Raw genomic sequence first — 23,043 nt, 5'->3', positions numbered from 1 at the left:
AGCGCTGATATCGTGATGAAGGCCCAGCATAGGCCGTTGCCACAACCCGAGGCGATGGGGCGGCTGGCCGCCGTACCATCGATTAGATGGACGGACAGGGAGTACTTTGACTTAGAGTCGTTCACGCCACTCCGTCTCTTTACGCTTGTCCACCGCTGCAACGCGTACGTCGACAATGTCCAAAGGGGCGCCGAAGCCTCCTCAGACAGCCTGCTTCGTTTTGAGGTGACAGCGTTTACCTTGCGAAAAGCATCTCTGTCCTGCACGGTGAGGAAAAGCACAGCAAAATACTGCTTGGCGGGGGATATGACAGAGCAATCACAGTCACGGTTAGCGCCAGATCTTTTTGCCGGAGCCGGGCTCGGCTTGCTTCTTGGGGTCATCTTGGGGCTTGCCGTGACCCCCGTGGTCGCCGGTGTTGTTGGCGCCCTGACATCTTTGCTGGCTGTTTTTCTTGGCATCGACTCACGAACGTTCGAGACCCGCCTGCCCGCCGTGAACGCCGTCCGCATTGGCGCCTTCGGCTTCGCAACGGTCGTCGGCATAGGATTGGGGTTGTTTGTGCGCATCAACAACCCCCTTGCGCTGCACCCCGAGATCGTCATGGCGAAATGGAACGAGGCGTTCCCGAATAACCCAACCCTCGCCCGCCAAATGATGGTTTATGAACGGACAGCAATCACGCCGAAAGCCGTCTCCTACTCTGAAGGGGCACCGCAAAGTCCCCTGCAACAAAATGGCGGGATCGCTTCGGGCAAACAGGCGGTCTTATTTTCAAGCGAGTTGAGCGACTTCGATGCCTGTTCTCAGCTGGACCCAGAACGATTGGCGACAGCTGACGCGACGCTTCGGGTCTATGCGCGACCGAACGCCCCCGATGTCGTACGTCTGGTCGGCGCTGAACTTGGCGCACTTCCTGCTGAGGACAAGGAAAGCGGTCTACGGATCGCGCATGGTATTCTTTGCAAGATGCAGATCGCCGAAGGCACCCTGAGCAAGCTGGACGCGAGCGAATGATCCGCGCCCTGCTGATCGCCAGCGCCCTGTTTGCCAGCCCATCAACAGGCCTGGCCCAGAGCGACGCCATATCCGCACGGTCGGTGCTGCAGATCAGGTGCTTTCCAGAAGGCGGAGAGACGAAGGCGACAGGCTTTGTCTGGCCGGAACCTGGTTATATGGTCACTGCCTTACACGCGGTGGCCGGCTGCAAGGACGGCATTGTGCTGAGCGAGCACGTTGGCTTGGAAACGACGATCGATGCCATCGTCGCCGTTGATCTGGAGCCCGATCTTGCGCTCGTCAAGCTGTCGGAGGACTTCGGTTTGCCCGCGCTGTCCATCGCAGGCGCGACGCCAAACGTGGATGATCCACACTTCATCTGGGGCTATCCGATGGCTGCTGAACAGATGAATCGCGATAGTGTCAGATTTTCCACCGGGCTTTCTGGAGCGTTGACAACACTCGGGCGCGCATATTCATCCGCGGATCTCTTGAAGCTCTATCGTGCCCAAAACTTCCCAACACGTGACACACAGATCCTGCGCGTCGCCTCGTTGCTTCAGCACGGTCAGTCCGGCGCACCGATCCTTGATCGGGACGGACGGGTTGTCGCGATCGCGGACGGCGGTCTCCTAGGGGGGTGGCGTGGGATGAACTGGTCCATTCCCGCGCATGTCTATCTGCCTTCGTTGCCCGCGTCTGAAGATGACATTCCACAAGTCTCATCCCGCAACGCCCTGCTGATGAGCAGCTATGCGGTGCAGGAACCAAAGACCGTGCACTTTGGCGGACCGCCGGTCGAAACTGCATCACCCGAAGACCGCGTCGCGCCCGCGTTTCAGCCCATCGGTCAACTCTCGTTCGGAGATGTACTGTCGGAGCTGAAGGCGCACGCTCCCGAGGACGCAGACTGGATCATCGACGAACTCGACGGTTTCATTCCCGAAGCCGCCTGGAACAATTTTACACTCGATGTGATGCAAGCCTTGGGGACAGGAAGCTGGTCTGTCGTCCCCTCGGGTACAGATGTCACTGTGGATCCCGCGAACGGATTTCTGGAGGCTGTATCGACGGACGGCGCAGCGACCTATGCTGAGGTTCTTTTCAGCGCCGATAGTTTTGACGCGGCTCTCGAGGAGGGTCTCGAACAGCTGCACAGCTATTTGGGCACAGCATTGGGCGATGGCGCAGTACCGGATCTGTTGCCAGAACAGTTCGTCGATCAATCGCTCGAATATGCCAATTACGATTTCTACCAAGAGACGCAAAACGGCAAGACGGCGTTAGAATTCGTGATCCAGGCCAACGGGCCCACTTTTTCCGGTCGTGTTGTACGCCGCGACCGCCATCCCAACGACATGTCGGACGCCGATTGGATGGACTACCTCATGATGCAATTCGCGTCGTACAATCTCAACGACTTCGGCAAGGCAAGTCTTCTCCGGACATTGTTCGAGCAGCCTGCAGAAGATGAAGACCGTTATTGGCCGGAGACTTCAGCTCTAACGCTTGTCCGCCGGGTTCCCCTTGCGGACGTCGCCGCTGACTTCGTTGCCGATCAGGATTTTGGCTGGAAAAGTGACTTGGTCTATCTGAAGTCAAAGCTGAGAGACCCGTCAGATTTCGACAAGCTTCGGTTCGACATCTATGAAGACCGCATCACCGGGGCCACGGTGGCGACACCCGAAGGCCTGGAGCTTGAGTGGAACCCGACACTTGGGGCTATTGAGGGGGTCGCCAGCGACGGTCGTCTCCGTTTGGCGATCGCAATTCATCAAGGCGAGAGTTTTGACGAGATTACCGGGGACAATGTGGTGCAGTTTCTCGAAAGACTGAGCGAGATGGCAGAGTGGGATGAGCTCAACCCCACCAACTGCGACCCCGAAATTGACGTCGAAGCGGAGCGCGCCGAGTGCTGGGGATACTTTGCGGGAACCGACAAGGAGACGGGTTCTTTCGCCGACATCTATCTCGGCCTGACCGCGCAGGAGAACGTGTTTCTGGGGACTTCCGTCTACATCCTGGGCGAAGAAGAAGAGCTTTCCGATCAGGAGGTCGTCGCCTACCGGATGATGCTCATCGGAGCCGAGCATCTATCCGACTTTGCGGTGCGTTGAAGTGAGACGCGGGCCAAATGATTAGCTTCGTCGTTGAACGGCCGTGCGCATAGCGGAAAAACGGCCCGCGATCCTCCATTTTTCCATCAACCGGCTTTGTGACCACCGCTTCCCTGACCTGCGGGTCTAATCTGAGAAGCATCCGTTGGCGGAGAGCGAACGGCTTCCTCTGTCGTTCGCCACTGGCACTGCGCCGGTACACCGTCCGGGAGAGAGTCGTAGATTGGCACGGAAACGACACGCAGACCGACAATGCATTGTGGCCGCTACGTCGGATCGAACTAAAACTATTCACTCGCGGGGACGTAGCGTCGGCTACCGCCGATCTGGTCGACAGCGCTATACAGGCGCGATGAGTGTCAGACGATCACCGAGTGGTTTTTGCGACAGGAAAGGCTGCAGCTTTTGCAGCGCCACAAGAAGCGTAGACCGCACTAACACATCTCACTTAAAATATTTGGGGTCGATGCCGAGAGACTTGATCTTGGAGTACGCCGTCGTTGGCGCGATACCCAGCATGGCCGCGACACCTTTATGCCCAGCCACCTTGCCCTTGGTGCGGCGCAGCGCGTTTTGAAGGTTTTCGCGCTCCAGACTGCGCAATTCTTCGGCTGTCAGAACCGCATCAGCGCCATTGCCCAGGGCCCGCCCATTGCGCTGAAAGTCGAACTTCAACCGCCGACCCTGCGCGAGGATGGCCGCTCTCTCGATGACGTTTTCGAGCTCCCGCACGTTCCCAGGCCATTCGTACTGCTTAAGCGCGTCGATATTGGACTTGGACAACCGCGTCGCCGGCAACCGCAGGCGGCGCGTGGTGCGGTCGAGGAAATGCTTGGCCAGATAGGGAATGTCCTCGGGCCGCTCGTGCAGCGGCTCGCAGGTGATCGAAAAGACGTTCAGCGCGAAATAGAGATCCTGCCGGAACCGACCCGCACGCAGCTCTGCCATCAGATCGCGCGAGGTCGTGGCCACGACCGTCAGAGACACAGGGGTCTGCGTGCTGTCGCCAAGGCGCTGGAAGTGGCCGCGTTGCAGCACATCATAAAGCTTGGCCTGCACACCCTTCGGCAACTCTGCAATCTCGTCGAGATGCAGCGTGCCGTTATGCGCCATGATCAGCTTGCCGGTCTTGTCGCGGGTCGCCCCGGCAAAGGCACCCCGGCGGTAACCAAAAAGCTCCGCCTCCAGTTCCTGCGCCGAGAGGTGATCGCAGCTGATGCGCACCAATGGGCGGCGGGCGCGGTCGCTGGCCTCGTGGATGGCCGAAACGGTCAGGCTCTTGCCCGATCCGGGCGGCCCGGAGACCAGCACAGGCGCCTTGTTCCGCGCCGCCAGATCGATCCGCGCATTCAGCGATTTGATCGCAGGCGAGACACCCACAACCCCGGTGTGCGAGCGGGCCGAGCGAATTTCGGTCAGCAAATAGTCGTTTTCCTGCTCCAGCTTGACCTTCAGCTCTTCGACCTGCGCCAGTGCCTCGCGCAGCTTGCGTTCGTTTTCCTTTCGCTCGGTCACATCGCGAAAGATCACCACCGCGCCCGCCAGCACGCCATGATCGTAGATCGGCGTCGAGACATATTCGACCAGAATAGGCTTGCCGTCCTTGCGCCAGAAGACGTCATCGTCGACGCGCTTGGTCTCTTCCTGTCGGAAGGATGCATAGATCGGGCAGGTATGGGCTGGAAAATGCTCGCCATTCAGGTGTTTGTGGTGGATCGTGGCGTGCAGGTCGCGCCCGATCAGATCTTCTGAAGACCAGCCCAGCATTTTCTGCGCGGCGCGGTTCACAAAGGTCGCCTGACCCATGGCGTTGATGCCGTAGATGCCTTCGCCCGCGGCCTCCAGAATAAGGTGGTTCTGCGCCTCGACCTCGCGAAAAAAGCCATAGATGTTCTGCCATTGCGAGAGCCCCGCGCGCTGATGCGCCTCCTGCTCGGCCAAGCGGTTGCGGTGGTCTTGCTCGTCCAGATCCAGAAAGCTGAGCAGTACCAGATCCGGCTGGACCTGCACGCCATAGCTTTGCAGGCGCAGTTCCGTGCCGTCCGGGTCGGCCAGGGACAGGCTGCGGTCAATGTAGGTACCGAAATGCGCCACTGCATCGAAAAAGACGGCGGCGGTTGAGACATCACATTGCAGAAGATCTGAGAACGCTCTGCCTGAGGTTTCAAGGCCAAATAGGTGGCATGCCGCGTCATTGGCGGACAAGACGCGGTCGTCCTGCGTGTTCAAGAGCAGCGTCGGCAGGGGTTGGTGCGAGACCAACCGGTCGGAATCAAGCAAATCCAGCATGGCCATCAGCATCGCAGCTTCCCGGCGATGGATAGTCACGAAAAACCGTAATTTACGAAAATTCGTGAGAAATGCACAGAAATTCATCAGTAAATTCAGTGCGGTGACGGTTTTCAGGCAGGTCTCAGACCACATTTTCCCCGGCGCAAACCCGTGGGACAGTTGCTCAAACGCTGACAGGAGATGGACATGACAATCAAAAGCCTAGGCAATCCGTTTTCGGAAAAGACCGATCTGAGGCATGGCGCGGATTGCGGCTGCGAGGGGTGTCTGGCGGGTCACGGGCACGATCATGACCATATCGAGCCGCATCAGATGTCGTCTGAGCAGATGATGGAGCGTGCGGTGGAAAGCGCGATTGTCCGCTCCGTCTTTGGTCAGAATGATATTGGGCGTCGGTCCTTCATGGGGATGATCGGCGGGGCCACGGCAGCGGCGGCACTCGCGTCTGTCTTCCCGATGGAGCAGGCGAAGGCGGCGATCCTCGACAACCTCGGCCAGCCCGAAAAAACCGACCTCAACATCGGCTTTGTGCCGATCACCTGCGCGACGCCGATTATCATGGCGCAGCCTTTGGGCTTTTACGAACGCTACGGTCTGAACGCCGAGGTGATTAAGACTGCGGGCTGGGCTGTGGCGCGCGATAAGTCACTGTCGGGTGAATATGATGCCAGCCACATGCTGACGCCGATGCCGCTGGCCATGACCCTGGGCGCGGGATCAGTCGCGACGCCCTACATCATGCCCGCCGTGGAAAACATCAACGGGCAAGCCATCGTCCTGTCGAACGAACACCTCGACAAGCGCGACCCGCAACAGTGGAAGGGCTTTACCTTCGGGGTACCGTTTGAATACTCGATGCACAACTTCCTGCTGCGCTACTACGTGGCTGAGTTCGGGCTGGACCCCGACAAGGACATCCAAATCCGCGTCGTTCCTCCGCCCGAGATGGTCGCAAACCTGCGCGCGGGGAACCTTGACGGCTACCTCTCGCCCGATCCGTTCAACCAGCGTGCGGTCTTCGAGGGCATCGGCTTTATTCACATCCTGACCAAGGAGATTTGGGAAGGGCACCCGTGCTGCGCCTTTGCCGCTCCTTTGAGCTTTGCGCAGGAGCTGCCCAACACCTATGGCGCGCTCTTGAAGTCGATCATCGATGCGACGCAATACGCCTCGAACCCGGACAACAGGGTCGAGATTGCGGAGGCGATTTCACCCACCAACTACCTCAACCAGCCGGTCACGGTGGTGCAGCAGGTGCTGACCGGCACATATGCCGACGGTTTGGGCGAGGTGCAGCGCGTGCCCGACCGGATCGATTTTGACCCGTTCCCCTGGCACTCGATGGGTGTGTGGATCCTCACGCAGATGAAGCGTTGGGGCTATATCGAGGGTGATTTGGACTACAAGGCGGTGGCCGAGCAGGTGTATCTGGCCTCGGATGCCAAGAAGGTGATGACTGATCTGGGCTATGACGCGCCCGACATCACCTACAAATCGCACACGATCATGGGCAAGACCTTCGACCCGGATCAGCCTGAGGCCTATGTCGACAGTTTCGCGATCAAGGCGGGCTGATGAAAACCCTGTCGGAAAACCGAAAGGCAACCCTGCTCTCGATCCTGATCCTGATCGTGGGCTGCCTGATCTGGGAAGCGTCGATCCCCGCGCAGAAGGCGGTGGGTGAACTGACCGAATACGAACTGCTCACCGGCGGGGGACAGCCCAAAGCCGGTGTGCCACCACCCAGTCAGGTGCTGGCCAAGGCGTGGGAGCAGCTGTCGAACCCGTTCTATGACGCAGGCCCCAACGACAAGGGGATCGGCATCCAGATTGGCTATTCGATCTACAGGGTGCTGACCGGCTACGCGCTGGCGGCAGCCATTGCGATCCCGCTGGGCTTTCTAATCGGCATGTCTTCGGTGGCCTACAAGGCGCTCAACCCTTTCATTCAGGTGCTGCGGCCGATCTCGCCGCTCGCGTGGATGCCGTTGGCGCTCTTCGTCATTCAGGACAGTGAGATGAGCGCGATCTTCGTGATCTTCATCTGTTCGATCTGGCCCATGCTGATCAACACCGCCTTTGGCGTGGCCGGGGTGCGCGAGGATTGGGTGAATGTGGCGCGGACGCATGAGTTAGGCGCGCTGAAGACGGCTTTCACCGTGATCCTGCCCGCTGCGGCCCCCACCATCGTCACGGGCATGCGCATCTCCATCGGCATCGCCTGGTTGGTGATTGTCGCAGCCGAGATGCTCGTGGGGGGCACCGGCATCGGTTACTATGTCTGGAACGAGTGGAACAACCTCGACCTGACCTCCGTCATCTTTTCCATTCTCATGATCGGTGTCGTGGGCATGCTGCTGGACTCTCTGTTCGGCCTGCTGCAGCGCACCGTCGCCTACACGGAATAGGAGCTTTTCGTGGCCAAACCCTTTCTGAGTATCGAGCAACTCACACAGCGCTATCCTGATGGGCAAGGTGGGGAGTTCACCGTCTTCGAGAACGCCAGCTTTGGCATCGAGAAGGGAGAGTTTGTCTGCATCTTGGGTCATTCGGGCTGCGGCAAATCCACCATCATGAACATCCTCGCAGGATTGGCTGAGCCCACAAGCGGCGTGGTCAAGATGGATGGGCAGCATGTCTCCGGCCCCAGCCTCGACCGGGGTGTGGTGTTTCAGAACTACTCGCTGCTGCCTTGGCTGACGGCGCTCAAGAATGTGACCTTTGGCGTTTCGGCCCGCTTTCCGGACTGGAGCAAGGAGAAGGTGATCGAGCATTCGACGGCCTTTCTCGCCAAGGTCGGGTTGACGGGTGACACCATCCACCGCAAGCCTAGCCAGCTCTCGGGCGGGATGCGCCAGCGGGTGTCTATCGCGCGGGCGTTCGCCAACGAGCCCAAGCTCTTGCTGCTGGATGAACCGTTCGGCGCGCTCGACGCGCTGACCCGGGGCACCATTCAGGACGAGCTGATTAAGGTCTGGAGCGACACGGACCAGACCGTCTTCATGATCACCCATGATATTGATGAGGCGATCCTGCTGGCCGACCGCATCCTGCTGATGACAAACGGGCCGATGGCGCAGGTGGCGGAAAGCGTGGAGATGACCATTCCGCGTCCGCGTGTCCGCAATGATATTGTCGAGCATCCGAACTACTACGCCATCCGTAACCATCTGGTCCATTTCCTTGCGCAGCGGTCTGCAGAGCTGGCAGGCCAGCCCGGCGATGGGGCCAACCAGCCCGAGACCATCCGTATTGATCTGTCCGACGCGCAGGAGAGCGAAGAGCCCGAGCCTGCCAAGCCTGTTTTGCGCGCGGTGGAAGGGTGATGCCATGAGCGACACGCTTCCCCGCCCGCCACTGCCGCCATTTTCCTATGAAGAAGCGGTCGCCAAGGTGCGCATGGCCGAGAACGCCTGGAACACGCGCGACCCGGAGAAGGTGGCGCAGGCCTATACGCCGGACACCCGCTGGCGCAATCGTTCCGAGTTTCCGCGTGGGCGGGCCGAGGTGCAGGCGTTCCTCACCCGCAAATGGGCGAAGGAGACCGGCTATCGCCTGATCAAGGAGATCTGGGCGCATGCGGGCCACCGGATCGCGGTGCGCTTTTGCTACGAATGGCACGACGAGGCGGGCCAGTGGTACCGCGCCCATGGCAACGAGAACTGGGAGTTTGATGATCTGGGCTACATGGCCGTGCGCCATGCTTCGATCAACGATGTGCCGATTGCGGATGAAGACCGCCTGTTTCACTGGCCGGAGGGCACCCCCCGGCCCGACGACCACCCCGGACTGACAGAGTTAGGACTATAAAATGAAGGACACGATCCCAATGACCGAGATGACCAAAGAGGACGTCACCGCGATGATCCTGTCGGCCAAGAAACAGGCTGGGCTGACATGGGAGGAGATCGCCGAGAAGATCGACATGTCCCCGGTCTGGACCCATTCCGCCGCCATGGGGATGAACGCCTTCCCAACTGACAAAGCCGAGCTGATGGTCACCACCATGGGGCTGCCGCAAGAAGCCGCCTCGGTGCTGGCCGAAAGCCCCACCAAGATCTGGGAACAGGCGGTGCCGACCGACCCGTGCATCTATCGCTTCTACGAGATTGTGGGGGTTTATGGCCCGACACTCAAGGCGATCATTCAGGAGAAGTTCGGCGACGGCATCATGTCGGCCATCGATTTCGACATGTCGGTGACGCGGGTGGAGCATCCGAAGGGCGACCGCGTGAAGGTCGAAATGTCCGGCAAGTTCCTCGGCTACAACAGCTGGTGAGCTGACGCGTTTCGCTCGCAGGATATCGCTGGAAACACAGTCGATCAGCGTCCCAAGCTTCGGACGCTGATTACGCAGGTCTGCAACTTCGCGCATGCAGCTTCTCCAAGCGTCACATCGGACCATCTGACGACAGTGAGCCATAGCTCCTCACCAACCGCAGACCGCTGAAGAATGCGACCAAGAACGACAGAACGTAGGCGCCGAATACGAGCAGCAGCCCTGTCTGAGGGCCAAGGCTGCCAGCAACGCCCCCTCCAACGAGCGCACCCAACGGTCTGATCCCGTAAATCGCCGTTTGGATCACCGCATTGACCCGCCCAAGCATGGCGGGCGGCGTGACCAGCTGGCGAACTGAATTTTGGACGACAAGCCACATGGCTGGGCCAAAACCGAGCAAAAAGAAGCAAGCGTAAAGCCACACCTCGTAAGTGTCGCCGCCAATCAGAAGCAGACCGCCCGCTGCGACGACCGAACTGCAGGGACCGAACAAAAGGATAACGGATGGGGCAATGCGTTGAGCCAGTCGCCCTGCAAGCCAAGAGCCCATCACAGCGGCCAATCCAAATGCCGAGAGGGCAAATCCGAATGCGCCCGGTACGAACTGGTAGACCTCCCGGATAATAGGGACGAGGACCACGAGCAACGCCGCGAAGGCGAGGTTCCAGAAGATCGCGCAAAGTGCAATCGGCAGTAGGAGCCGGTGCGAGATCACGTACTGCCCGCCCTCAAGAACTCGCGAAAAGGCGGAGGCCTGCTGTTTTGGCCTTACCTCAAACGTCGGCAGCGTCAGGGACAGGCTCAAGGCAAAAAGAGAACCAATGCAAGCGCAGGCAAAGATCATCCATCCCGGCGCAGTGCCGATCAGCAGGCCGATGGCCAATGGGACAGCGAACGAGCATAGCGCTCTTGGTATCTCGATCGCCGCATTCGCTTGAGCCAGCGCGGGCGCGGCGACTGTTCGAGGCAAAATCGAAAGTGCCGTCAGACCGAAAAGGACGACGCCAAAGCCCGCAATTGTGATCCCAACGCCAAACCAGATGACCGTGCCTAGCAAGATGCTCAATGCAGCGGTGGCGAATCCCGCAAAGGAGGTCAGGGCGGATGCAATCGCGAGGGACCGAAGCTGTTGTTGATCGACAAGAATGCCGAATGGAATTGAGCCAAGCAGATGGGCCATGGACTGGCAGGCGACCAGAATGCCGATGACCTCCGGAGTTGCACCAAAGGCCAAAGCGGCAACCAGAGGGACCGACACAAGTGCGATCTGATCGGCAAAATGAGTGCCGTAGGCAGCACCGGTGAGGCGATGAAGGACAGACAAAGAAAAACTCCTGTGCTTTTCGCTCAGGTTGGGGCGTCGCTTGTCGTGCGAGCGACCCGTTACCTGCTCATTTGAAGGCGACAGCAGATAGCAACGGTTCTGACGATGATGTCTTTGCGGTTCCAAACACGTCGGAATCTGCACAAAAGGTGGCTTTCGGCCATGAAGCAAAGGGGTTCTTCGCTCGTCGAATGCCAGGTTTTCGCCGGAACCTCATTCTGTTCCGGCATCGTGGGCCACGATGCAGCCGCTGCATCCGAAGCAGCTGCCAGCATTACGGGGCAGTTGTTGACAGACCGATGAACTCGTCGTGCAACCACTCGTCCAGTTCGTCATCCACCATCTCAAATCCCACCGTCTGCGACAGCTCCATAGTCCTCTCTGAGATGGCGATGGGACGGCGAAGAAAGATGGCCCCCGGAACATCGCAAAGGTCGGACACCTGATCGTCGTTTGACAATTGCCGCGAAGGCTGTGACCTTCGGACCTGCAACAGGGGCATCCGGCATTGGCCGGGTTGAGACGCACCCTTTGAACCTGAACCGGCTCATACCGGCGGAGGAAGTTGTGCGCAGGTGCTGCTCGGGCCTGTCCATCTCCTCCACGTGCACACGCAAGGAGATGGAAAGATGAGCTTCACTGATACCCTCTGGTCTGCAACGGCGGATTTGCAAGAAACCATACGCACCATGCCGTTCAACACGGAACTGGCGATGGGCACCCTACCATCCGAGACCTTCCAAGGATACATCATTCAGGACGCGCACTACCTGGAAGGTTTTGCGCGCGCGCTGGCGATGGCTGCGTCCCGCGCCCCAGGAGCAGACGCCATTGCTCAGCTTGCCGGATCAGCCGCGGGCGCCATCGCCGTTGAACGCAGGCTGCACGGGGACTACATGGCGCGCTTTGGCGTCTCACCCGGGACATTCGCCGCGACGCCACCATCGCGCGCCTGCGACCACTATGTATCATTTCTGATCAGTTCGGCAGCGATTGGGCCTTTCCCGGTCGCGGTCACGGCACTCCTGCCCTGTTTCTGGATCTACCACCGGGTCGGCACTGCGATCCACGCAGAAGCAGTAGCGAACAACCCCTATCGCGCCTGGATCGACACCTACGCCGGTGAGGCCTTTGCAGCCTCGGTGCAGGCGATGATCGATCTCACCAATACCCTGGCTGACGATGCCGACGATGCAACCCGGAACGCCATGCAGGTCGCGTTCACCCAGTCCTCCTGGCATGAATGGATGTTTTGGCACAGCGCGTACCACCGGACAGGCTGGCCTGAGCCACCCACGCCGCTGGACGTTCCGCCACGGAAGGACCCTGCAACCGAAACAGCCTAATGCCACCGAAGTGGCCGTAGCGTGGTGAGCAGACCAACCTGTGGCTAATGCGGTCAAGCTCGAAAGATGCGACCCGGCATATTCGGACGCTCGAACGCTTCCCATCGTTTTTCTGATGCCCCTGGTGAGGCCGCATCAGAAGATGGGTTGCGCTCACCGGTTGGCTAATGGAGATAGAAAAAACACGCGAACTCGTATCCTCCATCCGCAAAACCATGCAAAGTCAGAGACACTCTTGAGTAACAGCCCCCAAAAGCTCAACTCGGCAGCACTTGCGGTGCCTTCGATGATCGGTGCAGCGGCTTTGGTCGCCATGACCTCGATCATCGGAAAATCGCTCGGTGTCGGACTGGACGACGGCTCGGGTCTGCATCCCCTGCAGATCAGTGCGGGCCGCTTCTGCTTTGCAGCACTCACGCTTCTTGCCGTCTTGTGTGTCCTACCTGCCAGTCGCCCGACCTTCAGTCATACGAACTGGACCTTGCATCTCATGAGGTCAGTCTGCGGCTGGTCCGGCGTCACGGCCATGTTCGCGGCGGTTGCAAAAATGCCTGTCGCCGATGCGACCGCAATCAGTTTCCTCAGCCCCATTGTCACTATGGCTCTGGCAGCCTTGATGCTCAACGAGCACATCGGTCTACGCAAGGTGCTTGCCTCAGTCTTTGCACTTGCGGGCGCAATGTTGATCCTGCGGCCCGGGACCGATGCGTTCCAGGCCGCGGGTCTCTTTGCCTTGCTGGCCGCCGCCCTGATGGGTCTGGAAGCCATCTTCATCAAACGCCTGACCGGCTCCGAGCCTGCCATGCGCATACTCGTCATCAACAACCTCATTGGAACCACTATCGCTCTGACGGTCGCCGCGTTCGTCTGGACGACCCCAACCGGGGCGCAGTGGATGCTTCTGATCTCGCTGGGTGTTGTTATGGTCTCGGGGCAGGCTCTGTTCATTCAGTCGATGAAACGTGGTGCCGCGAGCCTCGTGATGCCGGCGTTCTACTTCGTTCTGGTATTTGCAGCGCTCTATGACTTTGCGCTGTTTGGCGTGATACCGAGTGTCACCGCCATCATCGGCTCCGCCACGATTGTCCTCAGCGCGGTCATGCTTGGTCGGCTGAGTTCCGAGGCGCGGATTTAGGATTTGGTCGGAAGGCATCGAAGTATGGATTTCTGCGTCTCAGCCAGCCAGCGCTCGTGTCCATTGGGGTAGTCCGCTCAGACGCCCTGAATTGCCATTGGCAGGGATGACCCCACTTCATGAGTTTCTTGATGCTTCGGCAGTTTCCGCACGCAGATTGGCATTTGTGAGTGAAGCACCAGCAGCTACCCTGCGAGCATGGAAACCTGCAACTTCAGGGCAGTGAGCCCCCCACAGCCTAGGAAAAACAATGACAGCGTTTAATCAACATCGATTTGCCGTGATCGCAGACATTCACAGCAATGCGGATGCATTGACCGCTGTCCTGCGCGATATCGATGACCATGGTGTCGACAGCATCATCAATCTTGGCGATCACCTCAGCGGCCCGATGGCTGCGCGGGAGACAGCGGACCTCTTGATGGCAAGAGACATGATCCTTCTTAAGGGCAACCACGATCGTTGGCTGACCGAGCAAGCACGCGACCACATGGATACGATTGAGGCGGCCGCCTTCGATCAGCTGGAGGCCGACCACCTCGATTGGGTTCGGCAGATGCCCGCTACACACGCCGTCGATGGGGAGATCTTTGCGTGCCATGGAACGCCGAGAAGCGACACCGTCTACTGGACCGAGCGCGTCTCACCCAGCGGAGACGTTCTGTTGAGACCACGGGACGAGATCGCAAAAGAAGCAGAGGGGATTGTCGCCACGCTCTTCCTGTGTGGTCACACGCATCTCCCCCGCCGGGTCGATCTGCCTGACGGGCGCGTGGTCTTGAACCCCGGCAGCGTGGGATGCCCGGCCTACACCGACAACGATCCTGTGGAGCATATCGTGCAGACCGGAACAGCTGCTGCGTGTTACGCACTTGTCGAGAGGACGGATCATGGCTGGATGAGTACATTCCGGCATATCGCCTATGATCCGCAACGCATGATCGAGGCCGCGAAGGCAGCCGATCACGCCCACTGGGAGCCCAGATTGGCGACCGGCTGGATCAGCTGACCAGTTACGCGGCGAAAACGGGACAGGGTCGTGCGAGGCACCTTGAGGACAGACCGACAGGACATCGGCTGGATGCTCGGACGTCGAAGGCGCCCCCAAGGGCAAAATCGGATGGTGCCGTGGCGCGCCACGATCACAAACTGGTCTGGCCTGATTGCTACAAATGCGGGCTGCTTAACCCCTCACACCACGATCTGGAATCGGCGCCGATAGGCACTCGGCGATACACCCAATGACCGGACAAATGCACAGCGCATCCGCGCCTCGTCTTTGAAACCGCATCGCACCGCGATTGTCTTCATGCTCAACCTGGTCGACTCCAGCATGTCCCGCGCGGCTTCCGTTCGCATCTTCTCGACGGCCTTCGCCGGAGTAAGGCCCATCGTGGCCTGGTATTGACGATGAAAGCTGCGAAGGCTCATGTTCTCCCGTTCGGCCAGCTCTTCAACCCGCAAGTCACGCGCCAGGTTCTCACCGATCCAATTGTGCAGCCTCTCGAACGTGTTCGATTGATCAAGTCGTTGCCGCTCAAGCGCCGGGCTGAACTGCGATTGCCCACCGGGCCGCACCATATAGGTGACCAGCGCTTTGGCGCGATCAAGCGCAACCTCTTGGCCGAGGTCCTCTGCGACGATGGCCAACGCCATATCCGTGCCAGCTGTAACACCCGCTGATGTCCATACGTGATCGTCTTTGACGTAGATCGGGTCGATGTCCACACATGTGTCCGGAAAAGAGGCCTGAAGGCGGTCGGCGTCTTCCCAATGAGTTGCGGCCCTGCGGCCTCTCAGCACGCCAGCCGACGCCAGCAGGAACGCTCCGGAACACACAGACGCCACACGATCCGCCCGCGCTGCCAGATCGGCTATCTTCGTCACGAAGCCCGTGTTTTCTGCCGCCTCGTAGACGCCATCGCCACCGACCACCAGCAAAGTGTCGATGTGCCGTCCCGCCCAATCGTCGATGGGGTCAGTCTCCACCGAAAGCAGCGTGTCCGTGGGAATCCGCCCGCCCTCACTCGACACGATGCTGGCACGATACCCAAGTGCGCCGGTGTCCTTGTTCCGCGCCCAAACGAACACCTGCAGCGGGCCTGCAAGATCCAGAAGCGCGATATCCGGATAAACCACAAAGACGATCTGGTGGACTGGATGCTCGCCGGCAGACGGTCGGTCCTGAAGATTGGCAGAAAATGTGTTCATATTGGCATTTGTGCCAAAGCAAATCGACGTAGTCTAGGCCAACCCGCACGACAGTGCGGCGCAAATCGCTGGAGGTATCCCTTATGAAATCACTTGCAGTCTTTGTGTTTCCGGGAGTCCAAACGCTGGACCTCTTTGGGCCGGTAGAGTTCTTAGGGGGATTTGCAGAACGTATCTCATTGAAGCTAGTGGCGGAGACCGACGACCCCGTCGCCACACGCCATGGTCAACGCATCCTCCCGGATGCAACTATCCGCGACGGCACCAATTACGATCTCCTGTTGATCCCCGGCGGCGACAGTGCGCTTGATGTCGCAAAGCGCCCCGCGGCCATGACTTGGATCGTCGAGACGGCGCGCGAAGCCGATCATGTTATGACAGTCTGTACAGGGAGCATCCTGTTGGCTTTGACCGGCATGCTCGACGGTCGCCGCGCAACGACCAACAAGATTGATTTCAGGGACACCGTGCCGCTGGCGCCGCGTGTGAACTGGGTTGAGAAGGCGCGGTGGGTCCACGATGGCAAGTTCTTCACATCCTCGGGCGTCTCTGCAGGGATGGATATGGCGCTCGCGGCCATTTCGCATGTACTCGATGAAGAGGCCGCGGAATGGATGGCAACCGGATCGGAGTACGACTGGCACCGGGACCCAACCTGGGATCCATTCGCTGACAAATGCGGACTTGGTCAGCCGTAACCCCTCCCACGATGGCGGGTCAAAAGCATCTGTTTTAAGACTGCTCTTCGCCGATCTGCAGCGACGCGCCCGCGAAGCTACGGCCCCACGGTTACTGCGAAATCATCCGTTGATCGCCAAACCCTTGTTGGCCACAAGCGCACACGCGGCCGCCGCCAAGCATGCAAAACCTATCGCCGCGGCAGCGTAAGAGAATTCGGTCTCGGCGAAGAGAGCGACGGCTGCAATTCCGCCCAAGCGCGCGAAGGTGATGTCAAGGCTGGTCGATACAGCGCTCATGCCCTTAGGCGCAAACTTTAGGATCAACTGCGTCGAAGGTGCGTTGCTGCAAGCCAAACCTGAGCCTACGAGCACCGAAGACAGCACAAGCAAAAAGAAGCTGTCGCCAAAGTAAGACAGGGGAAATCCCGCAACAATGAGGAGCGGCGCGGCGATCATAATGACCCGGAGGCGAGGACTATCGACCAGATTCCGCAACAGGGTGCTCAAACCAGAGAAGGTCAGCCACATGATCGACAGCACCAGGCCAACGCTCGTCGCCTCAACATCGTTTTCGGAGAGCCAAACCGGCAATCGGAAGAGGTAATAAGTGATGGCTCCGTATGTGCAGAAGACATAGAGGAACGTCACCCAGAGATTGCGGGTGCGAAAAAGCTCTGTGTATTGCTTTGGCTGAACCGCAGCTGGTGCAGCGTCGTTGTCAGACTGCGATGCACTCAGAACCAGCCATGCAACGGCAGCTACAATCCCAATGAAAATGAAAGCGATGTTCCAGCCATGTTGTCCAAGGACGCTGCCATAGAAAAGTGGTGCGAAGGCGGCCACGTAGCCCGAAATGCTGCCCCAGACGATGAGCGCCCGCCCAGGTTTCTGCGGTAAAGCTTGTGTCAATAGAAGCGGCACAAGCGGTGAGAAGATACCGCCGCCAAGGCCTTGCAATATGCGCCCGATGACGAGCATCTCGAAGCTTTCGGCGGCGGCCACCACGAGAGACCCCGCCGCGAAAAAGGCGACACCGTAGGCAAAGACTCTCCTGGTGTTGAACGCATCGCCGCACCAGCCTCCGAGAATAACCCCAACCGCCACCGCGATGCCGTAGGCGTTGAAAACCCAGGCCAGTTCGCCAATCGACAACCCGAAATGCAACTGGATCGCGGGTAATAGCAACGGAACCAACGTGAGTTCCATCACGAAGGCGACGTTTGCCACGATTGGCCCGAAGATCGCCTTGCGCGGCGGCGCAGCTGCGAGAGCCGCCTTATCGATATCCGGCGTCTGGGTTGTCATTAATCAGTCCCGCCGATCAAACGTTTTCACGTGTGTCGAGGTGGCCTTTTGCGTCAACAGCTGTAGTGGAGTGAACCGCCGAAACACCGGTCGGGCGCGGAAAGCCGTCCGATGATGGAGCAAGCATGTTTGCCATGTCTTTCGCGCCCATCCAGATCAGATAGTCTTCCTCGGTAACCTGTTGATCCGGGCCCAGCCACCTGCCCGGTTCACAATGAGTATAACCATACCGAAGGTGAGCACCTTTCGCGCCCAACCGTTTGGGTACCAGGGCAAAAACAAAGGAAGGGTTCCAGGCGGCGACCATAATCTCGAACAAGGCGCGCGACAGAAGTGCCGTTGCGCCTTGGCTTCGCGGCCCTCCTAGGCCGTTTGCTCGAAGCCAAAAATCGCCCTGATAACAGACCTGTCCCGTGATTGTGCGGAGTGCTTCCGGGCCCGAGTAAAATGTCAGATCCGGATCGGGTGTCGTGTCCGGCGTGATGTACTTGTGACGGTGATCGTTCAGATGAGCTCCGAGCGACACGCCAGACAGGTCAAGGAGACGTACCGCCTGTGTGTGGATCAGATCGCCATTTTCGTCAAAGCCACAGATCCAGAAACCGTTGCGACGATCAACATACGAACTCGTCACATCGAACATGGGATAGATCGCGCCGCGATCAGGTTGCTGACCCCTGTACGCGCGGTACTTGGCAAAGTCGTCACCGACCTCGACGTGAATTCCCATGCCTTCAAGATCGCGGAGGATCCCCGACAGGCTCGTTACAATTTTAAACAAACTACTTGGTAACATGCCCACCCACTTGGCCAATTGCTTCCGTTCAAGCAACAACATTCCCATCAATTGGTTAAGGATTTGTTAGCCAACTTCGATGGTAGAAAAGAAATAGTGGCTGCTGACCGATCTCTTACTTGTCGGTCGGTTCGCTTGAATTCAGACCTGTGATCTTATCTCGGCGCTGGACCTTCCGCACTACGTATCTGCACGGCAACTGTCACGACTTTATGAACACGCGGCGGGGCATGCTGGTTTGAAATTCTCGTGAGATCCCCCTGACCTGGACGCATACCTCGTCTCGACGGAGGTGCGATTTGGTCTCATGGCGCAGCAGTATCCATTACCTCTCCGACATGCAGCTCGCGAAACTCTCGGAGCGACCGATCCAATGGGAGATACCGCGAAACTGTTCGATTGAAGGCGATCAGAAGTAAGAAAGATTCATAGAATTTAATGAAACTCATCTTAATCCTTGATCTGAATTCAACCTTCTGTTTTTAAATGTTTATCTCGGTGTACATCTCTCCCAAAGCTGTCAAAACCATAGCCAGAAAAATCGCTCTAAGTGTCTCGGCCTTTCGAAATATGACCCCCCAATGACGGTAGCTGCGCCGCAGCCATATTTTTGCCCAATCTGGCCAAAATACTGTAGTCTGAAAGGGATGTTTATGAGTATTGATGAGCTTCTTGACGTATCCTCTTTGGTGTCCTGTCCTCCGCCCGGGTCGGTGAATGTGTGCATTGGAGACGCCGTCGAAGGCCCAGGAGGAAGATGGATTCCATGTGCGTCCGCAATCGCCGGTGGCGCATATGTGTCCTGTGTCTACGAGATCGGGCCGGGGCGCAGACAGGTGTGCTCCGCAAGCCGACCCACCTACTCCGCCGATGAAGCTCTGTCTCGCGCGATTGAACTCGCGGTGACTGCCGCGGCCTAAGAGACGGTCGATCTAAGAGTTGCACAGTCTTTGCCGCCCACCCGAGAGCCTCGAACATGTTTCACTAGCCTCATACACTGGCGCGACGGTATTGGATGTACGGAGCGACACATATTACGACCAACAGCCATTAGTTCGCAGGACACTCAAAACAGCCTTCAGCCCGCGCCCCGCAGTTCCGGAGACCAGAACTGCCCCCCCGTTTCAAGCAGCCGGTCGCACAGATCAGCCTTGCTCATCGGCTTGCCAAAATAGAACCCTTGCAGATAGTCGCAGCCCATCTTGCTGACGATCCGCGCGTGTTCTTCGGACTCGACGCCTTCCGCGACCACGCGCATGCCAAGGCTCTTACCGATGCCGATAATGGATGCTGTCAGCGCCCTCGCACCTTCGTCCGCTACGACGGGTTGGATGAAGTGGCGATCAATCTTCAGAATGGTTGGCCTGATTTGCAGCAGCCCCTGCACCGACGCATGCCCGGTTCCGAAATCGTCGAGCGCAATGGTCACGCCCAATTCGTCAAGCTCGTCGATGATCCAACGCACCACATCACCGATCCGATCCAGGTAAACGGACTCCAGAATTTCAACCGTCAGACGCTTCGGATTGATCCCAGAGCTCTTGATGTCATGAATGAACGTTGGATCGGCCAGCCTGGCGGCTGAGACATTCACTGCAACGCGGGGAAGGTCAACGCCTGCGTCGTCAAAGTCTGACAGGGCGCCCGACAGGCCGGCAAAAACGATTTCATCAATCCGCTTGAGGATCCCGAGGTGAGCCGCTGTATCGAGAAACGCAACGGGCGCGAGGATCCCCCTGCTGGGATGATCCCACCTGACCAGCGCCTCTGCGCAGACAATCCGACCGGTCTGCGCATCAATCAAGGGTTGAAAATACGAGATGAACTCACGTCTTTCGCAGGCAAGCAAAAGATCCGACGCCAATTGCTTGGTCGCGATCGAGTTTGCGTGCATCTCTTCCGTAAAGAACGACCACCGGCCCCGTCCTTGCGATTTTGCGTGGTAGAGGGCTGCGTCGGCGTCCGCGACGACCTGTTCCGGAACGTCCATATTGGCGTTGGCAATGGCGACACCGACACTCGCGCTGCACGCAGTGGATTTGCCATCGAAAGAAAAGGGCGCTTGCATCTTCTGCACAATTTCATCGGCCAGACTGCTTACGTTGAGCGCACTCGTGCCAAGCGGCTTCAGTATCACAAACTCATCGCCACCAAGACGCGCAACCAGATCCGCCTCAGTGGTCAACTCACGCAGCATATGGGCAACAGAAACCAGAAGACGGTCGCCCGCATCATGGCCAAGCGTGTCGTTGACGAATTTGAACCGGTCGAGGTCAATGTAAAGCACCGCGAATTCGGTTCCTCGCGTCTTGAGGTTTCCGATCCAGGTCTTCAACTCAACCTCAAAGTGTCTCCGGTTTGAAAGGCCGGTCAGAGCGTCCTCGTTTGCATCCTTGGCCACAGATTTTGCAAGTTCATGCAGCCGCGTGTTTTCCTTCTCCAGCCGGTGAATTTTTTCGAGGGCTTTTGCATAGCCTTCCTGATCCGCCGTGGCGAGTTGATCACTGGAGCGTGCTGCCGGTTTGACCTGGTCTTCCTCGAGTTCAATGATCGAGCAGAGCCACCAGTGGTCGCCAGTTTCGGGATCGGAAAGATGTGTCCAGCCCATGCGTTGCAGATAGGTGTCGCCGCTTTTGCGGTTGTTGACTGCCTTGGTTGAAAAATTCTCCCAATTCATCAGCTTTTCAATGATGTAAAGGTGAATGCCCTGCTCGAGATCCGGGCCGATCAAAATAGTCCCGCGTTGGCCCAGAACCTCCTCTGCGTCATAGCCGGTGATCTTGGTGAAAGCTTTGTTGCACCACTGAAATACCATGACGGCTCCGTCGTCATGGGACGCCAAAGCAAGTGCCAGCCCTTCGGTGCACTTATCATTGATTTGATTGAGTATTTGCGCAGGGACCACGGACACAATCTACGTTGTTCGCCGGTTACATAGCTGCCAAACGACTAAGAAGGTTTAAGCCAGAACAATGAGAGAACTTTTTTTATAGAAAAGTGGAACAATCGAAGGGTCACGTGCTTTCTGAGCGGTGTCGATCATTCGACGCACGCTTGATCAACTGCTCGCGTCAAGCCCGTCGCGGAAGTCGTTCCAGCCGCCATCAACCGACGACGGCGCCTCATGCCATTGATGCAGGACGTCCCCCGTGACTGGATCGCGGTCGGGGATCGGCAGCGTCATGATCCGCTTGCAGGCCTGATAGTAGAGCTCAGGTGTCAGATAGGCTTCCTGAATGTTGTCCCAGTCCCGGCCACCAGCGTAGCCGCCGCACATCATGATGTCGTCGGAATGGCCGATCATCTCATGGCTCACCCCCGCCGGCATGACGATGACGTCGCCGACGTCGAGCCGCACCTTCGTCCAGCCTTCGACCGAAAGGTTGAACTCCATCCAACCCGCCGCGCATCCAAGGCACTCATGCGATGTGGAATGAAAATGGGCGTATTCGTAAATGCCTGGATACTCCCAGTTGTTACCCCAGCCGTTTTCGCGGAACCGCGCCTTGACCGAATCGGTACCACCTCCGGGGATCGCGTTGCGGTGGATCAGAAGCGGAAACCGGCTGTTGGGGATCTTGCCCTCGGGTTTCGATGTGTAGCTCTCCGTTTTCATCTTTTGCTCCCCCTTGATTGATCTCCGGTCAGGGCCGTGGTGCGGCCCTTGTGTTCAGATAGACCGCCCGCAGCGTCGTGGTCGCACAGATGAACAACCGGTTTCGCTTGATGCCACCAAACTCAACGTTGGCCACAACCTCGCCGGTGTGGATCTTCCCGATCAGATCGCCATCGGGTGCGTAGCAATGCACCCCGTCACCTGCGGAGGTCCAAATATTACCGTGGATGTCCAACCGGAAGCCGTCAAAGAGACCAATGTCACAGCTTGCAAAAACCTCTCCGCCGGACAGGGTGCCATTACCGCTGACCTCAAACGCGCGGATGTGCTTGGGGCCGTTCTCGACATGTGTCGCACCGGTATCAGCCACGTAGAGCAGGCTCTCGTCGGGCGAGAAGGCAAGACCGTTTGGCTTGAGCATGTCCGTGATCATCGCAGACAGAGCCCCGGTATCAGGGTCAATGCGGAAGACATACGAGCCGTCTAGCTCGGGCTCTGCCTTGTCACCTTCATAGTCGCTGTCGATCCCGTAGGTGGGATCGGTGAACCAGATCGACCCGTCTGACTTGACGATCACGTCGTTGGGGGAATTGAGGCGCTTACCCTGGAAACGGTCGGCGAGGATGGTCGTGGACCCATCGACTTCGACGCGGCTGACACAGCGGCCCCGGTGCTCGCACGACACGAGGCGGCCCTCGCGGTCGACTGTGTGTCCATTGTGATTGCGGCAGGGCGACAGGAACTCAGACACCGCGCCGGTTAACTCATCATAGCGCATCAGCCGGTCGTTGGGGATGTCGGACCAGATCAGGTATTTGCCCGCCGGAAAGTAAGCCGGACCCTCGGCCCAGCGTGTCCCGGTGTAGAGCGTTTCCAGATGCACGTTGCCCATCGCATAACGCGTGAACCTCTTATCGATCACTTCAAAGGCCTCGGTGAGCAT

At 58.5% G+C, this 23,043-nt stretch carries 19 protein-coding genes and 1 riboswitch; of the genes, 11 read left to right on the top strand and 8 right to left on the bottom strand.

The window, feature by feature from the left end:
- The first annotated feature begins 306 nt into the window (after nt 1–306).
- Both ACVC7O_RS04880 and ACVC7O_RS04875 read left to right on the top strand, forming a co-directional pair.
- Nucleotides 307–1,017: a hypothetical protein gene (locus tag ACVC7O_RS04880; RefSeq protein WP_458324964.1), complete on the top strand. Its 711-nt coding sequence runs from the start codon at nt 307–309 to the stop codon at nt 1,015–1,017.
- On the top strand, nt 1,014–3,116 hold the full coding sequence (locus ACVC7O_RS04875; protein WP_458324963.1) for a trypsin-like peptidase domain-containing protein: 2,103 nt from the start codon (nt 1,014–1,016) through the stop codon (nt 3,114–3,116). The genes ACVC7O_RS04880 and ACVC7O_RS04875 overlap by 4 nt, the downstream gene beginning before the upstream one ends.
- 444 nt (nt 3,117–3,560) lie before the next feature.
- On the opposite strand, the gene ACVC7O_RS04870 is transcribed toward ACVC7O_RS04875, so the two are convergent.
- A complete protein-coding gene (locus ACVC7O_RS04870; protein ID WP_458324962.1) occupies nt 3,561–5,417 on the bottom strand; it encodes a sigma 54-interacting transcriptional regulator in 1,857 nt (618 codons plus the stop codon).
- Nucleotides 5,418–5,594: 177 nt separating this feature from the next.
- Between ACVC7O_RS04870 and ACVC7O_RS04865 the strand changes: the two genes are divergently transcribed.
- Genes ACVC7O_RS04865 through cynS form a run of 5 tightly spaced genes read left to right on the top strand, consistent with a single transcriptional unit; the run spans nt 5,595 to nt 9,687 of the window.
- Entirely contained in the window at nt 5,595–6,983 is a 1,389-nt protein-coding gene (locus tag ACVC7O_RS04865) for a CmpA/NrtA family ABC transporter substrate-binding protein (RefSeq protein WP_458324961.1), read from the top strand.
- Nucleotides 6,983–7,816 (top strand): nitrate ABC transporter permease, encoded by an 834-nt coding sequence (gene ntrB, locus ACVC7O_RS04860; protein ID WP_458324960.1) that lies wholly within the window; start codon nt 6,983–6,985, stop codon nt 7,814–7,816. The genes ACVC7O_RS04865 and ntrB overlap by 1 nt, the downstream gene beginning before the upstream one ends.
- Before the next feature lie 9 nt (nt 7,817–7,825).
- Nucleotides 7,826–8,734, top strand: coding sequence for an ABC transporter ATP-binding protein (locus tag ACVC7O_RS04855; protein WP_458324959.1), 909 nt, complete (start codon nt 7,826–7,828; stop codon nt 8,732–8,734).
- A gap of 4 nt (nt 8,735–8,738) precedes the next feature.
- The gene (locus ACVC7O_RS04850) at nt 8,739–9,218 is read left to right on the top strand and encodes a nuclear transport factor 2 family protein (RefSeq protein WP_458324958.1); all 480 of its coding nucleotides are present in this window, start codon (nt 8,739–8,741) and stop codon (nt 9,216–9,218) included.
- Between the two features lies 1 nt (nt 9,219).
- The gene (gene cynS, locus ACVC7O_RS04845) at nt 9,220–9,687 is read left to right on the top strand and encodes a cyanase (RefSeq protein WP_458324957.1); all 468 of its coding nucleotides are present in this window, start codon (nt 9,220–9,222) and stop codon (nt 9,685–9,687) included.
- Between the two features lie 112 nt (nt 9,688–9,799).
- Here the strand turns inward: cynS and ACVC7O_RS04840 are convergent, their stop codons facing one another.
- The gene (locus ACVC7O_RS04840; RefSeq protein WP_458324956.1) at nt 9,800–11,155 is read right to left on the bottom strand and encodes an MFS transporter; all 1,356 of its coding nucleotides are present in this window, start codon (nt 11,153–11,155) and stop codon (nt 9,800–9,802) included.
- A 340-nt stretch (nt 11,156–11,495) separates the two neighbouring features.
- A riboswitch (TPP riboswitch) is annotated at nt 11,496–11,592 on the top strand.
- A 48-nt stretch (nt 11,593–11,640) separates the two neighbouring features.
- Here ACVC7O_RS04840 and ACVC7O_RS04835 point away from each other — a divergent pair.
- From ACVC7O_RS04835 to ACVC7O_RS04825, 3 genes are all read left to right on the top strand, one after another.
- Nucleotides 11,641–12,357: a TenA family protein gene (locus tag ACVC7O_RS04835; protein WP_458324955.1), complete on the top strand. Its 717-nt coding sequence runs from the start codon at nt 11,641–11,643 to the stop codon at nt 12,355–12,357.
- 235 nt (nt 12,358–12,592) lie between these two features.
- Nucleotides 12,593–13,492 carry a DMT family transporter gene (locus tag ACVC7O_RS04830; RefSeq protein WP_458324954.1) on the top strand — a complete coding sequence of 300 codons (900 nt, stop codon included), beginning with the start codon at nt 12,593–12,595 and terminating at the stop codon, nt 13,490–13,492.
- 250 nt (nt 13,493–13,742) lie between these two features.
- On the top strand, nt 13,743–14,501 hold the full coding sequence (locus ACVC7O_RS04825; protein ID WP_458324953.1) for a metallophosphoesterase family protein: 759 nt from the start codon (nt 13,743–13,745) through the stop codon (nt 14,499–14,501).
- 182 nt (nt 14,502–14,683) lie between these two features.
- On the opposite strand, the gene ACVC7O_RS04820 is transcribed toward ACVC7O_RS04825, so the two are convergent.
- Nucleotides 14,684–15,703 carry a GlxA family transcriptional regulator gene (locus tag ACVC7O_RS04820; RefSeq protein ID WP_458324952.1) on the bottom strand — a complete coding sequence of 340 codons (1,020 nt, stop codon included), beginning with the start codon at nt 15,701–15,703 and terminating at the stop codon, nt 14,684–14,686.
- A gap of 83 nt (nt 15,704–15,786) precedes the next feature.
- Here ACVC7O_RS04820 and ACVC7O_RS04815 point away from each other — a divergent pair, with 83 nt between their 5' ends.
- Nucleotides 15,787–16,401 (top strand): DJ-1/PfpI family protein, encoded by a 615-nt coding sequence (locus ACVC7O_RS04815; RefSeq protein WP_458324951.1) that lies wholly within the window; start codon nt 15,787–15,789, stop codon nt 16,399–16,401.
- A 102-nt stretch (nt 16,402–16,503) separates the two neighbouring features.
- On the opposite strand, the gene ACVC7O_RS04810 is transcribed toward ACVC7O_RS04815, so the two are convergent.
- From ACVC7O_RS04810 to ACVC7O_RS04790, 5 genes are all read right to left on the bottom strand, one after another.
- On the bottom strand, nt 16,504–17,688 hold the full coding sequence (locus tag ACVC7O_RS04810; protein ID WP_458324950.1) for an MFS transporter: 1,185 nt from the start codon (nt 17,686–17,688) through the stop codon (nt 16,504–16,506).
- Nucleotides 17,689–17,704: 16 nt separating this feature from the next.
- The gene (locus ACVC7O_RS04805) at nt 17,705–18,526 is read right to left on the bottom strand and encodes a hypothetical protein (RefSeq protein ID WP_458324949.1); all 822 of its coding nucleotides are present in this window, start codon (nt 18,524–18,526) and stop codon (nt 17,705–17,707) included.
- A gap of 1,036 nt (nt 18,527–19,562) precedes the next feature.
- On the bottom strand, nt 19,563–21,299 hold the full coding sequence (locus tag ACVC7O_RS04800) for a putative bifunctional diguanylate cyclase/phosphodiesterase (protein ID WP_458324948.1): 1,737 nt from the start codon (nt 21,297–21,299) through the stop codon (nt 19,563–19,565).
- Between the two features lie 243 nt (nt 21,300–21,542).
- Complete coding sequence (locus tag ACVC7O_RS04795) at nt 21,543–22,100, bottom strand: hypothetical protein (protein ID WP_458324947.1); 558 nt, start codon at nt 22,098–22,100, stop codon at nt 21,543–21,545.
- Between the two features lie 28 nt (nt 22,101–22,128).
- Complete coding sequence (locus ACVC7O_RS04790; RefSeq protein ID WP_458324946.1) at nt 22,129–23,043, bottom strand: SMP-30/gluconolactonase/LRE family protein; 915 nt, start codon at nt 23,041–23,043, stop codon at nt 22,129–22,131.

Source organism: Roseobacter cerffii (assembly GCF_054226325.1).
The sequence above is the reverse complement of the archived record's forward strand: the minus strand, read 5'-3'. Positions and strand labels throughout refer to the sequence as shown.